This window comes from Mycolicibacterium sediminis, from assembly GCF_010731735.1.
In the GTDB taxonomy this organism is placed as follows: Bacteria; Actinomycetota; Actinomycetes; order Mycobacteriales; family Mycobacteriaceae; genus Mycobacterium; species Mycobacterium sediminis.
Map to the genome: position 1 here is coordinate 326,491 of NZ_AP022588.1, position 13,718 is coordinate 340,208.

The 13,718-nt window shown below is 69.2% G+C and carries 12 protein-coding genes and 1 tRNA gene; 7 read left to right on the forward strand and 6 right to left on the reverse strand.

The annotated features are described in order from the left end of the window. Nucleotides 1–13 precede the first annotated feature (13 nt). Both G6N64_RS01670 and G6N64_RS01675 read left to right on the forward strand, forming a co-directional pair. Entirely contained in the window at nt 14–724 is a 711-nt protein-coding gene (locus G6N64_RS01670; protein WP_163795336.1) for a polyprenyl-phospho-N-acetylgalactosaminyl synthase PpgS, read from the forward strand. Further along, the gene (locus G6N64_RS01675) at nt 721–1,059 is read left to right on the forward strand and encodes a DUF2304 domain-containing protein (RefSeq protein ID WP_163795337.1); all 339 of its coding nucleotides are present in this window, start codon (nt 721–723) and stop codon (nt 1,057–1,059) included. Before G6N64_RS01670 ends, G6N64_RS01675 begins: the two co-directional genes overlap by 4 nt. Nucleotides 1,060–1,149: 90 nt before the next feature. On the opposite strand, the gene G6N64_RS01680 is transcribed toward G6N64_RS01675, so the two are convergent. Next, entirely contained in the window at nt 1,150–2,088 is a 939-nt protein-coding gene (locus G6N64_RS01680; RefSeq protein WP_163795338.1) for an NAD-dependent epimerase/dehydratase family protein, read from the reverse strand. 36 nt (nt 2,089–2,124) lie between these two features. Here G6N64_RS01680 and G6N64_RS01685 point away from each other — a divergent pair, with 36 nt between their 5' ends. The 4 genes from G6N64_RS01685 to G6N64_RS01700 all read left to right on the forward strand — a co-directional run bounded on the left by G6N64_RS01685 (nt 2,125) and on the right by G6N64_RS01700 (nt 6,386). Then, nucleotides 2,125–3,891 (forward strand): hypothetical protein, encoded by a 1,767-nt coding sequence (locus tag G6N64_RS01685; protein ID WP_163795339.1) that lies wholly within the window; start codon nt 2,125–2,127, stop codon nt 3,889–3,891. 122 nt (nt 3,892–4,013) lie between these two features. Then, complete coding sequence (locus G6N64_RS01690; protein WP_163795340.1) at nt 4,014–4,910, forward strand: hypothetical protein; 897 nt, start codon at nt 4,014–4,016, stop codon at nt 4,908–4,910. A gap of 112 nt (nt 4,911–5,022) precedes the next feature. After that, complete coding sequence (locus tag G6N64_RS01695; RefSeq protein WP_163795341.1) at nt 5,023–5,961, forward strand: hypothetical protein; 939 nt, start codon at nt 5,023–5,025, stop codon at nt 5,959–5,961. 41 nt (nt 5,962–6,002) lie between these two features. Then, nucleotides 6,003–6,386 (forward strand): carboxymuconolactone decarboxylase family protein, encoded by a 384-nt coding sequence (locus G6N64_RS01700; RefSeq protein ID WP_163795342.1) that lies wholly within the window; start codon nt 6,003–6,005, stop codon nt 6,384–6,386. Nucleotides 6,387–6,448: 62 nt separating this feature from the next. On the opposite strand, the gene G6N64_RS01705 is transcribed toward G6N64_RS01700, so the two are convergent. Both G6N64_RS01705 and G6N64_RS01710 read right to left on the reverse strand, forming a co-directional pair. Then, a tRNA-Thr gene (locus G6N64_RS01705) sits at nt 6,449–6,524 on the reverse strand. Nucleotides 6,525–6,601: 77 nt separating this feature from the next. Further along, nucleotides 6,602–7,831, reverse strand: coding sequence for a DNA polymerase III subunit delta' (locus G6N64_RS01710; protein ID WP_163795343.1), 1,230 nt, complete (start codon nt 7,829–7,831; stop codon nt 6,602–6,604). Nucleotides 7,832–7,914: 83 nt separating this feature from the next. Between G6N64_RS01710 and G6N64_RS01715 the strand changes: the two genes are divergently transcribed. Next, nucleotides 7,915–9,531, forward strand: coding sequence for an adenylate/guanylate cyclase domain-containing protein (locus G6N64_RS01715; RefSeq protein ID WP_163795344.1), 1,617 nt, complete (start codon nt 7,915–7,917; stop codon nt 9,529–9,531). Here G6N64_RS01715 and topA read toward each other — a convergent pair. The 3 genes from topA to G6N64_RS01730 form a co-directional block, all read right to left on the reverse strand. Next, nucleotides 9,528–12,347 (reverse strand): type I DNA topoisomerase, encoded by a 2,820-nt coding sequence (topA, locus tag G6N64_RS01720; protein WP_163795345.1) that lies wholly within the window; start codon nt 12,345–12,347, stop codon nt 9,528–9,530. The two genes, G6N64_RS01715 and topA, sit on opposite strands and share 4 nt — an antisense overlap. 146 nt (nt 12,348–12,493) lie before the next feature. After that, entirely contained in the window at nt 12,494–13,084 is a 591-nt protein-coding gene (locus G6N64_RS01725) for a hypothetical protein (RefSeq protein ID WP_163795346.1), read from the reverse strand. 158 nt (nt 13,085–13,242) lie between these two features. Then, nucleotides 13,243–13,446, reverse strand: a complete 204-nt coding sequence (locus G6N64_RS01730) for a cold-shock protein (RefSeq protein WP_163795347.1) — start codon at nt 13,444–13,446, stop codon at nt 13,243–13,245. Between the last annotated feature and the right edge of the window lie 272 nt (nt 13,447–13,718).

Below are 13,718 nucleotides of genomic sequence, written 5' to 3' on the forward strand. Positions count from 1 at the left end.
GGCTGCCATCGACATGCCTGACAGTGCCCATTTCGACGCCTACCGCGACGTCTGGATCGTGATCCCCGCCTTCACCGAGGCGAGTGTGATCGCAGGCGTCGTCACCGACGTCCGAGCGGTGTTCCCGAACGTCGTCGTGGTCGACGACGGCAGCCCCGACGACACCGGAGACCGCGCTCACGCGGCGGGCGCCCACGTCGTCAAGCATCCGGTGAACCTCGGCCAGGGCGCGGCGATCCAGACCGGCGTCGAGTACGCGCGCAGCCGTCCCGGCGCCGCGGTGTTCGCCACGTTCGACGCCGACGGCCAGCATCGGGTCAAGGACGTCATGCGGATGATCGACCGGCTGACCGCGGAGAACCTCGACATCGTGGTCGGCACGCGATTCGGTGGCCAGGTGTCCGAGCGGATGCCGGCGATGCGCCGCGTGCTGTTCCCGATCATCGCCAAGCTCAGCCCCGCGAGCCGCAAGCTCGGACTGACCGACGCCCACAACGGTCTGCGCGTCTTCAACCGGACCGTCGCGGACTCGCTGAACATCACGATGAACGGCATGAGCCACGCCAGCGAGTTCATCTCGCTGATGGTCGAGAACCACTGGCGGGTGGGCGAGGAACCGGTCGAGATCCTCTACACCGACTACTCGATGTCGAAGGGCCAGCCACTGGTCAACGGCGTCAACATCGTCTTCGATGGGCTGCTGCGCGGAAGGATGCGCCGATGAACTGGATCCAGGTGCTGCTGATCGTCGCGGTCGTGACGATCATGGTCTACCTGCTGCGATCCCGGCGCAGCGCCCAGGCGAGGGCGTGGGTGAAGGTCGGCTACGTGGTGTTCGTGATGGCGGCGATCTACGCGATCGTGCGGCCCGACGACACCACGGTGCTGGCCAATTGGCTGGGTGTCGACCGCGGCTCGGACCTGCTCGGGTACGCGCTCATCGTCGCGTTCCTGTTCACCACCATCAGCACCTACATGCGGTTCAAGGACCTCGAGCTGAAGTACGCGCAGCTGGCGCGCGCCGTCGCGCTCGAGGGCGCGCGCGCACCCGGCGAATAGGCCCAGAGGGGGTCCGCCCCACCCGTCGTACGTGCGGGTACGGCGGTGAATCGGCCGATCTGGCGCCGTGCTCGCACGTACGGCGAGGGACTACGGCTCGCGGAAGAAGTCGACCGTCCGCGCGACGCCGTCGTGCAGCTCCACGTTCGGCGACCAGCCGAGCACCTCGCGAGTGCGCCGGATGTCGAGCTGCGAGCGCTTGAGGTCACCGAGGCGCGGGGGGTGCAGCTCCGGCTCGTCGGGTTTGCCCGCCGCCGCGGCGATCGCGGTGTGCATCTCTCGGGTCGTCGTCTCCACGCCGGTGCCGACGTTGAACCGCAGGCCGCTGCCGGCCTCACCGCCCGCGCGGACGAACGCGTCCACCACGTCGTCGACGAAGACGTAGTCACGGGAGTCGGTGCCGTCGCCGAAGATCTTCGTGGGCCGGCCGGCCAGCAGCGCCTGCGCGAAGATCGCGACGACGCCGGCCTCGCCGTGCGGGTCCTGGCGCGGGCCGTAGACGTTGGCCGGCGCGATGTGGCTGCAGTCCACGCCGTACAGGTTGCGGAACATGTTGAGGTACACCTCGCCGCAGACCTTGCTGGCCGCGTACGGCGACGACGGGTCGACGGGCATGTCCTCGGTGGTCGGGTAGCCCGGCGGGTTCTTGCCGTAGATCGATCCGCCCGACGAGGTGTGCACCACCTTGCGGACGCCGGCGTGACGGGCCGCCTCGGCGAGTCGGACGGTCCCCACGACGTTGACGCTGGAGTCCCGCTGCGGGTCGTCGACCGAGCGCTTCACCGAGATCTGCGCGGCCAGGTGGAACACGACCTCGGGCTTGACGTCGGCGAGCAACGCGATGAGGTCGGCGTCGACGATGTCGGCCTTCGCGAACTCGAACGCGTCACTCTGCTCGGCGGTGGTGATGTTGGTGCTGCGGCCCGAGCTGAGGTCGTCGACGCCGACAACGCTGTGTCCGTCCGCCAGTAGCCGGTCTACCAGCGTCGATCCGATGAATCCGGCAGCGCCGGTGACGAGTGTGCGCACCGAGCCACAATACCGAGGCACGTACAGTCGGCGAACGTGAAATGGGTTCCCCGCACCGCCGTGGCGCTGATCGCGCTGCAGTTGGCGGTCCGGGCGGTGCTCGCCGTCCACGGCTACTTCTACTGGGACGACCTGATCCTGACCGGTCGCGCCGGCACGCAGGGCCTGCTGTCGCCGGCCTATCTGTTCGACGACCACGACGGTCACGTGATGCCGGCGGCGTTCCTGATCGCGGGCGGCATCACCCGCATCGCGCCGCTCCAGTGGATCGGCCCGGCGATCAGCCTGGTGGTGTTGCAACTGGTGGCGTCGCTGGCGCTGCTGCGCGCGCTGCACGTCATCCTCGGCTGGCGACCGATGCTGCTGCTGCCGTTGACCTTTGCGTTGTTCACGCCGCTGACGCTGCCGTCGTTCGCATGGTGGGCCGCGGCGCTCAACGCGCTGCCGCTGGCCGCGGCGATGGCCTGGGTGTGCGCCGATGCGATCCTGCTGGCGCGCACCGGCAAGCAGCGATACGCGGTGACGGGGGCGATCGCCTTCGTGGTCGGCCTGTCGTTCTTCGAGAAGGCCGCGGTCATCCCGTTCGTGGCGTTCGCCGTGACGGCGCTGCTGGCGTACGTCGGTGGCGACTCCGACGCGCTGCGCAGTACGTGGCGGCGCGGAGTCCGACTGTGGTGGGCGTGCCTGGCGATCACGGCCACGTGGATCGGTGTCTACCTCGTGGTCGTCGACCAGCAGCGCTGGAGCTTCGACCCCGGGATGACGTGGGACCTGCTGGTGCGATCGGTGACTCACGGGATCGTGCCGGGCCTGGTGGGCGGACCATGGGAGTGGCAGCGGTGGGCGCCGGCGTCACCGTGGGCCACGCCGCCGGTGACCGTCATGGTGCTGGGCTGGCTCGTGCTGGGTGCGGTCGTCGCGGTGACGGTCGCGCGCAAGCAGCGGATCGGCCCGGTGTGGGCGGTGGCGGCGGGGTACGCCGTGGCCTGCCAGGTGCCGATCTACCTCATGCGCTCGTCGCAGTTCACCGCGCTGGAGTTGGCGCAGGCGCTGCGCTACCTGCCCGACCTGGTGGTGGTGCTGGCGTTGCTGGCGGCGGTCGGGCTGAGCGCACCGAACCGGGCGACCTCCGGGTGGCTGGACCACTCGCGGACCCGTGCCGTCGTGATCGTCTGTGCGGGAACGTTGTTCGTGGCGAGCAGCCTGTACTCGACGACGACCTTCGACCGCATCTGGCAGGACAACCCGACGCAGGCGTACCTCCGCACCGGCGAGGCGTCGCTGGCACGGGCCAAGGCGCAGTCGGACGCGCCGATGCTCGACCAGGAAGTGGATCCGCTGATCCTGCAACGCATCCAGTGGCCGGAGAACCTGGCGAGCCATGTGTTCGCGCTGACCCGCGATCGACCGGAGTTCGCCGGGTCGACCACCGACCTGCGCATGCTGGACATGACGGGCCGGCTCCTGCCCGCTCAGGTCACGTGGGTGCGCTCGATGAAGCAGGGGCCGCTGCCGAAGTGCGGATACCTCGTGCAACCCGATGCGCCGGTGCGCATTCCGCTCGACGGGCCACTGCTGCCGTCGGACTGGACGGCCGAGGTGAACTACCTCGCCAACAGCGACGGCTCGATCATGATGTCGCTGTCGGAGGGCACCGAGGTGAAGGTGCCAGTGAAGCCGGGACTCAACCGGGTGTTCGTCCGGCTGCCCGGTGCGGGCGACGCGCTGCTCGTGCGGGCGAACACGTCGGCGCTGTCGGTGTGCGTAGCGTCCGGGCCGGTCGGGTACGTGGCGCCGCGGTAGGCACGGGCGGTTGCAGCGTGTTCGCCGGCAAGTGGCACGGTACGGCGAAGACGTCGGCGATAATCAGCACCGTGGGGGAGACACGAAGAAGCGAACGCCGCCCGCTCATCAGCGTGGTGTCGATGGTCCTGTCTCTGATGGTGGCGGGCTGCGCGGCGTCCAAGGAAGCACCGACACTGCCGTCGGAGCCCGCCGCCGTCGCCGAGACGATCCTGTCGCCCACCGGTCAGGACTTTCTCCGCGATGTCACCGGATACGCCTGGGACGACGGCGGCAGACGGGCGGGAGCGTCGATGTCGTGGATCGCCGTCGACGCGCACTCACCGGATCCCTCGATCGCGAGTCGCGCGGGAGAGACGGCCAGTGCCATAGCCGCGTTCCTGGCCGATGACAAAATGCTCGGCGATCCGCCGGCCAACCCCGAACTTTGGCAGTCGTATTCGACCATCCTGGCGCCCTACCTCGGCGCGATGGTTGATGACGACGGCGGCGTCACCGGTTTCGTGGCGTTGGACGATTTCGACTCCCCGATGCGCCGCACCGTGGGCCTGTTCGTCGCGATGTCCAGGGACGCGGACGCCTTCGGCGCCCTCGCCACGAGTGCATCGACGCGGGCCACGGGATACGAGCACGCGTTCGCGCACACGGTTGCCGAGCACCCCTCTGCTGCATATGACTTCGAGGTAAAAGTCGGACTGTTCCGAGCCGCCCGGCTCCGCGCGGTCGTCGCCACTGCGCCCTATGTCGCGCAGCCGAATTCGAGACAACCCACGCCGACCCACGAGCAGACTCAGGTCGCCTACGACGTGGCGTCGGTGACCGCGCGAGCCGGAACCGACACGATCGATCGCAGATTCTTCGGGGCAGACGGTCGGCTCCTGGCGCCGGATGACGTAGGTACGGAGAACTGGAGCGTCTATGACGCTCAATTGACCGTGTATCTGGCTCCCCTTCAACCCATCATCGACGTGATTCGCCAGTACGGTCGCGCCTTCGACGGAATCGTGCTCGATCAGTGAAGCTCTCACCGACAGCTCGGCAGGTGTCTGGATTCCGTCGGCCCACGGGATGGCGACCCGGCGTAGCCGGGCTTCTTCGCGTGACGCTTCGCTGGCCGACGGAGCAGCACGGATGACGCGTATCCGCTCGATGATCGGCCGCGCCGCCCTATGCGTCGCGAGCCTGTCACTGCTCGCGGCGTGCAGCACCGACTCGCCGCCCGACCTCCCGCCCGCAAGCGATTCGCGCGCCATCGCCGAGGCGGTCCAAGGACCGGACGGGCGCGTATTCCTGGACGACATCATCGCGTACCCGTGGCAGGACGGCGGGCGCGATGCGGGTGCGCGATTCGATTGGATCGGCGAGGACGCCACGTCATCGGATCACGACGACGCCGCCCGCGCCGCCGACACCGCCCACGCACTCGCGGCGTTCCTGGCCGAGAACCGGACGGCCGTCTCGGCCGCTCCTCCGAATCCGGCGGTCTTCGAGGCGCTTTCGCGCAGTCTCGTACCCTTCGTCGGCGCGCTGGTCGGAGACCCCGGAACCACTCCGGCATTCCGACCGCTGGACGACGTCGGGGGTTCGATGTCGCAGACCGCAGCCCTCTTCGCAACGATGATTGGGCGGGAGGCCACCACCGCGACCTTCGTCGACGTCGCATCGGACCGCGCGGACGCCGACGAACGGGCGTTCGCCGGCGCGGCAGCGTCGAACCCGTCGACCATCACCGCCGAATACCTCGGTGGATTGCTCCGGGCGGCGCGTCTTCGGGGTCTTCTCACGGCAGGTTCGACGCTGGCCGACCCGAACGCACCGGAACCGACCCTGCTGGCCGCGCGCACCCAGAACGCCTACGCGGTTGCCGCAGCCATGGTGCCGCCTAATGAACCGAGCATCGAACGGGCCTTCTTCGGGCCGACCGGGGAACTGCTCGGCCCCGAACGCATTCCGAGTGCCCAGTGGAGCCAGTACGACGCTCAGTTGCGGCAGTACCTTGCCGCATACCCCGCCATCACGGACGCACTGCAGCAGTTCGACACCACCTTCCGGCGCATTGCGGACCAGTAGCGGCACGATGACCGCACCGCACTCGTGCCAAACTACTAAGCATGGCTAACTTACGCGACGACGGTCTCAAGGTGTTCCGCGAGCTGCTGCCCGGCGTGCTGCCCGACGGCGACGTCGACTTCGGCGGCGGGTTCGCGCCCGAGCTGATGGAGATCGGCGTCGAGAGCGTGTTCGGCAGGCTGTGGGGCCGCGACGGGCTCAGCCGCCGCGACCGGAGCCTTGTCACCCTCGGCATCCTCATCGCCCAGCGCGCCACCGACGAGCTGCACGCCCACTTCCAGATCGCCCGCACCAACGGGCTCACCGACGAGGAACTGGCCGAGGTGATCTACCACTCCAGCGGCTACGCCGGCTTCCCCGCCGCGAACACCGCGCGCACGGCCGCGGTAGAGGCATTCGCCGAGGACGAGCATCCGCGAACGTGACGTGGGTGCGAGAAAACGGGCCGGCGTTCGCAGTGGCGTCACGCTCGGTGCACAGCGAGAAATGGAGCCGCCTGGGGGAATCGAACCCCCGACCTTCTCATTACGAGTGAGACGCTCTACCGACTGAGCTAAGGCGGCGTGCCCGTACAGCAGTGGGCGCAGCAGAGTCTACGGCAGCCCCGCCCGCGGACCCAATTCGTCGGACGCTCACGAGGTCAGTTGCGAAGCGCCTGCCCGACTGTCGCCACCATCGCGTCGACCGCGAACTTCGGTTTGACGTTGATCGCCAGCGCCTCGCGGCATTCCAGCACCGCCTCGATGCAGCGCAGCAGGCGGTCGGGGGGCACGTGCGCCGCCATCGCTCCGGCCTTCTCTGCCATGTCGGGATGGTTGGCCTGCACCGAGCCCGCACCCGCCGACACCACCAGCGCGTCGCGGAAATACGTCGCGAGGTCCATCAGCGCGCGGTCCATCGCGTCACGCGAGGCCCGGGTCGTCCGGTTCTTCTGCCGCTTCTCGAGGTCCTTCATCGCGCCCACCGCGCCGCGCAGGGCACCACCCGCGCCCTTGCCCGTGCCGCCGCCGCCCAGGGCGGTCCGCAGTTCCTCGGTCTCCGACTCGTTGCGGCCCTCGGTCAGCGCCTTGGCCTCGGCCTCGGCCGTGGCCACCATCTCCTCGGCGGCGGCGTAGGCACGCGTCGGGGTGGCGGCGTCCCTCGCCAGTGCCAGCGCACGCTCCCGCCGCTTGCGGGCCTCGCCGTCGGTGGCGAGCCGCCGGGCCCGGCCGACGTGACCACCACTCACCGACGCCGCCCACCGGGCGTCCGCCTCGGGAAGTCCGTCGGTGTCGATCAGCACCCGGGCGATGGCCTCCAGCGGCGGGGTGACCAGCGCGAGGTGCCTGCACCGCGATCGCAGCGTGATCGCGATGTCCTCGGGGTCCACCGACGGCGCGCAGAGCAGGAAGACCGTGGACGGGGGCGGTTCCTCGACGACCTTCAGCAACGCGTTGGCCGCGCCCTCCGTCAGTCGATCGGCGTCCTCGACGACGACCACCTGCCACCGACCGGTACCCGGGCGCCGCGACGCCACCTGGACGATCTCGCGCATCTCCTTGACCGTGATCGACAGGCCCTCGGGGACTACCCGCCGAACGTCGGCGTGCGTGCCCGCCATCGTCGTCGTGCACGCCCGGCACTCCCCGCACCCCGGCACCCCGTCCGACGTGCACTGCAGCGCGGCGGCGAAGCACAGCGCGGCCACGGATCTTCCCGAGCCCGGCGGCCCGGTGATCAGCCACGCATGCGTCATGGTGCCCGTGTGGGCTCCACCGTCCGGGCCGTCGTCGAACCTGTGAGCCGAATCACCGCGCGCAGCCATCGCCGCACCGACCAACTCGGCCTCGACGGCGTCCTGGCCCACCAGACGCGAAAACACACCGCTCATCGACTGCCAGCCTAGTGGCGACACCGACGCCATCCTGGCCGACAGCGCTGATATCGCCCGGCCCGGACCGATACGGTTGTCGGGTGACCACAGCGGCCATACCCATCGGACGAATCACCGCATTCGTCCGTTGGGTCGTGCGAACGCCCTGGCCGGTCTTCACGCTGGGCATGTTGCAGGCCGACATCATCGGCGCTCTCCTGGTGCTCGGCTTCCTCCGGTTCGGCCTGCCTCCGGAGGACCGCATCCAGCTGCAGGACCTCCCGGCGTTCAACCTGACCGTCTTCCTCGGCTACCTGTTCGTCTCGTTCACCGTCGGCGCGTACGTGACGCTGCGGATGCTGCTCCCGGTGATCCGCTGGCAGCGTCGCGACACGTTGCTCGCCGCGGCCGACCCGACCATCACCGAACTCGCGCGTCGCCGCGCGCTGCGCATGCCCTACTACCGGTCGCTCGTCAGCGCGTCCAACTGGTGTCTGGGCTCCGTCGTGTTCATCGCCGCCAGCTGGCCGGTCGCGAGCCAGTCGGCGCCCGTGGTCGCGGTCGCCTCGGGACTGGGTGCGACCGCCACCGCGATCATCGGCTACCTGCAGTCCGAGCGCGTGCTGCGCCCGGTCGCCGTGGCGGCGCTGCGCGGGGGTGCGCCGCCCAACTTCCGCGCCCCGGGCGTCATTCAGCGCCAGGTGCTGACATGGGTGCTGTCGACCGGTGTGCCGGTGCTGACCATCGTGTTGGCGTTGGTGGCCAGCAAGTTCGAGATCCTGACGGCGCCGGCGGACCGGCTGAACACCCCGATCCTGCTGCTGGCCATCGCCGCCCTGATCATCGGGCTGGCGGGCACCGTGCTCGTCGCGATGTCGATCGCCGATCCGCTGCGCCAGCTGCGATGGGCCCTCGGCGAGGTGCAGCGCGGCAACTACAACGCCCACATGCAGATCTACGACGCCAGCGAACTCGGCCTGCTGCAGGCCGGCTTCAACGACATGGTCCGCGACCTCGCCGAGCGGCAACGGCTGCGAGATCTGTTCGGCCGCTACGTCGGTGAGGACGTCGCGCGTCGTGCGCTGGAACGCGGCACCGAACTCGGTGGCCAGGAACGCGACGTCGCCGTGCTGTTCGTGGACCTGGTCGGCTCGACGCAACTCGCCGCGACCCGGCCCGCCGCCGAGGTCGTCAGCCTGCTCAACGACTTCTTCCGCGTGGTGGTCGACAGCGTCAACCGGCACGGCGGCTTCGTCAACAAGTTCCAAGGCGACGCGGCGCTCGCGATCTTCGGTGCCCCCATCGAGCACCCCGACGCCTGCGGCGCGGCCCTCGCCGCGTCCCGGGAACTGCACGACAACCTCATCCTCGTGCTCGATCAGACGGAGTTCGGCATCGGCGTCTCGGCCGGTCGCGCCATCGCCGGCCACATCGGCGCGCAGGCCCGTTTCGAGTACACGGTGATCGGCGATCCCGTGAACGAGGCGGCCCGGCTCACCGAGCTGGCGAAGCTGGAGAAGGGGCACGTCCTCGCGTCGGCGATCGCGGTCAGCGGTGCTCTCGACGCCGAGGCGCTGTGCTGGGACGTCGCAGAGATCGTCGAGCTGCGCGGGCGCATCGCCCCGACGCAGCTGGCGCGGCCGATGACGCTGGTGTCACCCCCGACGAAGCCCCCCGTCGAGGTGCCGCTCGAAGATTCCGAGACCCGGCACTACTAGGCCTTCTTGGCAGCCTTCTTCGCGGGCGCCTTCTTGGCGGCGGTCTTCTTGACCGCGGCCTTCTTAGCCGGCGCCTTCTTGGTGGCCTTCTTCTTCACCGGGCCGCGCGCTCGGCGCTCGGCCAGCAGCTCCGACGCCCGCTCGTCGGTGATCGACAGGACGTCGTCGCCCTTGCGCAGGCTGGCGTTGGTCTCGCCGTCGGTGACGTAGGGACCGAACCGCCCGTCCTTGATCACCATCGGGGTGCCCGACACCGGGTCGTTGCCGAGTTCGCGCAGCGGCGGCGTCGCCGCGCCCTGCCGACCGCGCCGCTTCGGCTCGGCGTAGATCTTCAACGCCTCGTCGAGGGTGACGGTGAACATCTGGTCCTCGGTGGTCAGCGACCGGGAGTCGGTGCCGCGCTTGAGGTATGGGCCGTAACGGCCGTTCTGCGCGGTGATCTCCTCGTTGGTCGCCGGGTCGACGCCGACCACGCGCGGCAGCGACAGCAGCTTGAGCGCGTCGTCGAGCGTGATCGTCTCGAGGTCCATGGACTGCAGCAGTGACCCCGTCCGCGGCTTGGGACCAGTCGGCTTCTTGCCCTTCTTGGCCGGCGCGCCGTCCTCCGGCTCGTCGGGCGGCGGGGGCAGCACCTCGGTCACGTAGGGGCCGTAACGACCGTCCTTCGCGACGATCTCGTGCCCGCTCACCGGGTCGACGCCCAGCGCGCGGCCCTCCTGCGGCGTGGCGAACGCCTTCTCGGCCAGCTCGAGGGTCAGCTCGTCGGGCGTCAGCTCGTCCTTGAGGTTCGCCCGCTGCGGGGTCAGTTCACCGTCGTCGCCGACGATCATCCGCTCCAGGTACGGGCCGTTGCGTCCGACGCGGACGTTGATCGCACGCCCCTCGTCGTCGTCGAACAGCTTGATGGAGTTGACCAGTCGCGCGTCGATCTCCTCGAGGTTGCCGCCGACGAGCTTCTTCAGCCCACCCTCGCGGGCGATCGATCCGTCGACGCCGTGCTCGCCACCGAAGTAGAAGTTGCTGAGCCAGTTGGTCCGCTGCTCGTTGCCGGAGGCGATCTGGTCGAGTTCGTCCTCCATGGCTGCCGTGAAGTCGTAGTCGACCAGCCGGCTGAAGTGCTGTTCGAGCAGCCCGATCACGGCGAACGCCACCCACGACGGGACCAGCGCGCTGCCCTTCTTGTGGACGTAGCCGCGGTCCTGGATCGTCTTGATGATCGACGAGTAGGTCGACGGGCGTCCGATGCCCAGTTCCTCGAGCGCCTTGATGAGCGACGCCTCGGTGTAGCGGGCGGGCGGGCTGGTGTTGTGGCCGTCGGCGGTGAGGTCCGCTGCGTCGACCCGCTGCCCCTGGGTGAGGTTGGGCAACCGGCTCTCGGCGTCGTCGGCCTCGCCGCCGGCCTGCTCGTCGACGGTCTCGACGTAGGCCTTCAGGAAGCCGGCGAAGGTGATGGTGCGGCCGCTGGCGTTGAACACCACCTGCTCGCCGGTGCTCGCGGCGCCGGAGATGCGCAGCGACAGCGTGGTGCCGCGGGCGTCGGCCATCTGCGAGGCCACGGTGCGCTGCCAGATCAGCTCGTAGAGCCGGAACTCGTCGGTGTCGAGCGCCGCGTGCAGCTGGCCCGGCGTCTGGAACACGTCTCCGGCGGGCCTGATGGCCTCGTGAGCCTCCTGCGCGTTCTTCACCTTGCGGGTGTACTGGCGCGCCGTCGGATGGACGTACTCGTCGCCGTAGAGCTGCCCGGCCTGGGTGCGTGCGGCGTTGATGGCCGACTCCGACAGCGTCGTCGAGTCGGTACGCATGTAGGTGATGTAGCCGTTCTCGTACAGGCGCTGCGCAATGCTCATGGTGCGCTCCGAGGAGAAGCGGAGCTTGCGGCCCGCCTCCTGCTGCAGCGTCGACGTCATGAACGGCGGGTAGGGCTTGCGGGTGTACGGCTTCTGCTCGACCGACGAGACCTGGAGCTGAGCGCCGCGCAGGCCCGCGGCGAGACCGGTGGCCGCCGCCTGGTCGAGCACGCGAACCTCGTCGGGCTTCTTGACCGCGCCGAGGGAGTCGAAGTCGCGTCCGGACGCCACCCGGCGGCCGTCGACGAGGTTCAGCTTCGCCGTGAACTTCGGCGGCGACGCCTCCGAGTCGGAGACGCTGGCGTCGAGTTCCGCCGTGACGTCCCAGTAGCCGGCGCTGCGGAACGCCATGCGCTCGCGCTCGCGGGACACGATGATCCGCGTCGCGACGGACTGCACGCGCCCGGCCGACAGCTTCGGGGCGACCTTCTTCCACAGCACGGGGCTGACCTCGTAGCCATAGAGGCGGTCGAGGATGCGGCGGGTCTCCTGCGCGTCGACGAGGTCGATGTCGAGGTCGCGGGGGTTCTCGGCGGCCGCCCGGATAGCGGACTCGGTGATCTCGTGGAACACCATCCGCTTCACGGGGATGCGCGGCTTGAGCGTCTCCAGCAGGTGCCACGCGATGGCCTCGCCCTCGCGGTCACCGTCCGTCGCGAGGTACAGCTCGTCGACGTCCTTGAGCAGGCCCTTGAGTTCGGTGACCGTGCTCTTCTTGTCCGGGCTGACGATGTAGAGCGGCTCGAAGTCGGCGTCGACGTTGACGCCGAGACGCGCCCACGGTTCCGACTTGTACTTCAGCGGCACGTCGGCGGCGGCCCGGGGCAGGTCGCGGATGTGCCCTCGGGACGACTCGACCACGTAGTTCGACCCCAGGTAGCCCGCGATCTTGCGCGCTTTGGTAGGCGACTCGACTATGACGAGTCGCCTCACCCTCCCGTTGCCGCTGCCACCATCCTGGTCAGCCAACCTGGTACACGCTCCACTTCATATGTCGCCGATCCGGCTCGGATCGCGTCGTTCGACGTCTGCCGGGCCCTCGGCAACTCACAATTTCGCACTCTGCGGCAGCCTACGCAAACCGGCTTACCATGCAGAAGACTGCCACGACCCTGCTAATTCCTCGGCCACACCTCGAACGCCTCGACCTCACCCGGAGGTTCCCCCACGTTCTCTACCAGGCGCGACAGCCTCCTGCGGCCGCTGATTCGCAGCGCTGGACGAGCCCCTCTGGTGCCGATCAGAGTGGGTGCGATTCCCACCCGCATCAGGGCCGACGCGAGTGCGGAATGCGTGTCCGGGGCGTGCGGGTCGAGACCGAGCAGGTACCGGTCGGCTTCCGGAGAGCCGGCGGCCAGCGTCCAGGCCCGCAGTTCCCGCGGGCCCGGCAGCCAGTGCGTGGGGACGGTCTTGACCGCACCCCGCGTCCACTCCGCGGCGATGGGGGTCAGTCGCGAGTCCAGCGCGGTCCGCACCAGCGGGCTGTCCTCGTCGGTGCGGGCGATCTCGGGGGTGAGCCCGCAATCGGCCATCATCTCGGCGAGGGCCCGGGCACGCCACGACCGGTCGACCACCACCGACAGGCGCGCCGTCTGCTGTGCTCCGCTGCCCACCACGACCACCTGACCCGGCGCGGCGAGGATTCCCGTCAGGTCGGCGACCGCGGGCGGCACCGACTCAGCCGAGAAGAAGGACAGCTGACTCACGAATCCGACACTAGGCCAGCCACGCACCCGTCGAGGTGCCACCGGGCCGTTCGCCGGACGGCGAGTCCGCATGCCGAGGGGCCGGAAAGTCCGACCGAGAAAGAGGCCCCCGCAGTTCCGTGACCGGTCTGCGGGGGCCTCTGGAATCCTCGGGTCGTTCAGACCGGGCGGACGCTGAGCGCCTGCGGTCCCTTCGCTCCCTGCTCGATCTCGAACTCGACCTTCTGGTTCTCCTCGAGGGTGCGGAATCCGTTCGACTGGATCTGCTTGTAGTGAACGAAGACGTCGCCGCCGCCGTCCTCTTGTTCAATGAACCCGTAACCCTTCTCGGGGTTGAACCACTTGACAGTTCCCTGTGGCATTTGGTGCTTCTTTCCCTTACTACTACTACGTCGGGTGCGACCCATCGCGCTTCGACGGACCGGGCCCGTTCCGACCGCCATACCAACGCGTGCGACGCCGGATCGGACCGGGCTTCGACCCTCGTAGGAACCGCGGCCACAACGACGTTCCTGCGGGTGCTGGCACACGAACACAGAAGCTGCGACCGCGACAAGTCAATCATGTTCGTAGCGGGCTCGCCGGGTTTGTCGCACCGCCGTGGTCAACAATTCACACGGGGTCACGCAGTCGG

Bases quoted from the DNA above. Each gene is read 5' to 3' on its own strand.
- G6N64_RS01695 (WP_163795341.1), top strand. From the start codon at position 5,023: ATGACGCGTATCCGCTCGATGATCGGCCGCGCCGCCCTATGCGTCGCG.
- G6N64_RS01700 (WP_163795342.1), top strand. From the start codon at position 6,003: ATGGCTAACTTACGCGACGACGGTCTCAAGGTGTTCCGCGAGCTGCTG.
- G6N64_RS01670 (WP_163795336.1), top strand. From the start codon at position 14: ATGCCTGACAGTGCCCATTTCGACGCCTACCGCGACGTCTGGATCGTG.
- G6N64_RS01730 (WP_163795347.1), bottom strand. From the start codon at position 13,446: ATGCCACAGGGAACTGTCAAGTGGTTCAACCCCGAGAAGGGTTACGGG.
- G6N64_RS01675 (WP_163795337.1), top strand. From the start codon at position 721: ATGAACTGGATCCAGGTGCTGCTGATCGTCGCGGTCGTGACGATCATG.
- G6N64_RS01690 (WP_163795340.1), top strand. From the start codon at position 4,014: ATGGTCCTGTCTCTGATGGTGGCGGGCTGCGCGGCGTCCAAGGAAGCA.
- G6N64_RS01710 (WP_163795343.1), bottom strand. From the start codon at position 7,831: ATGAGCGGTGTGTTTTCGCGTCTGGTGGGCCAGGACGCCGTCGAGGCC.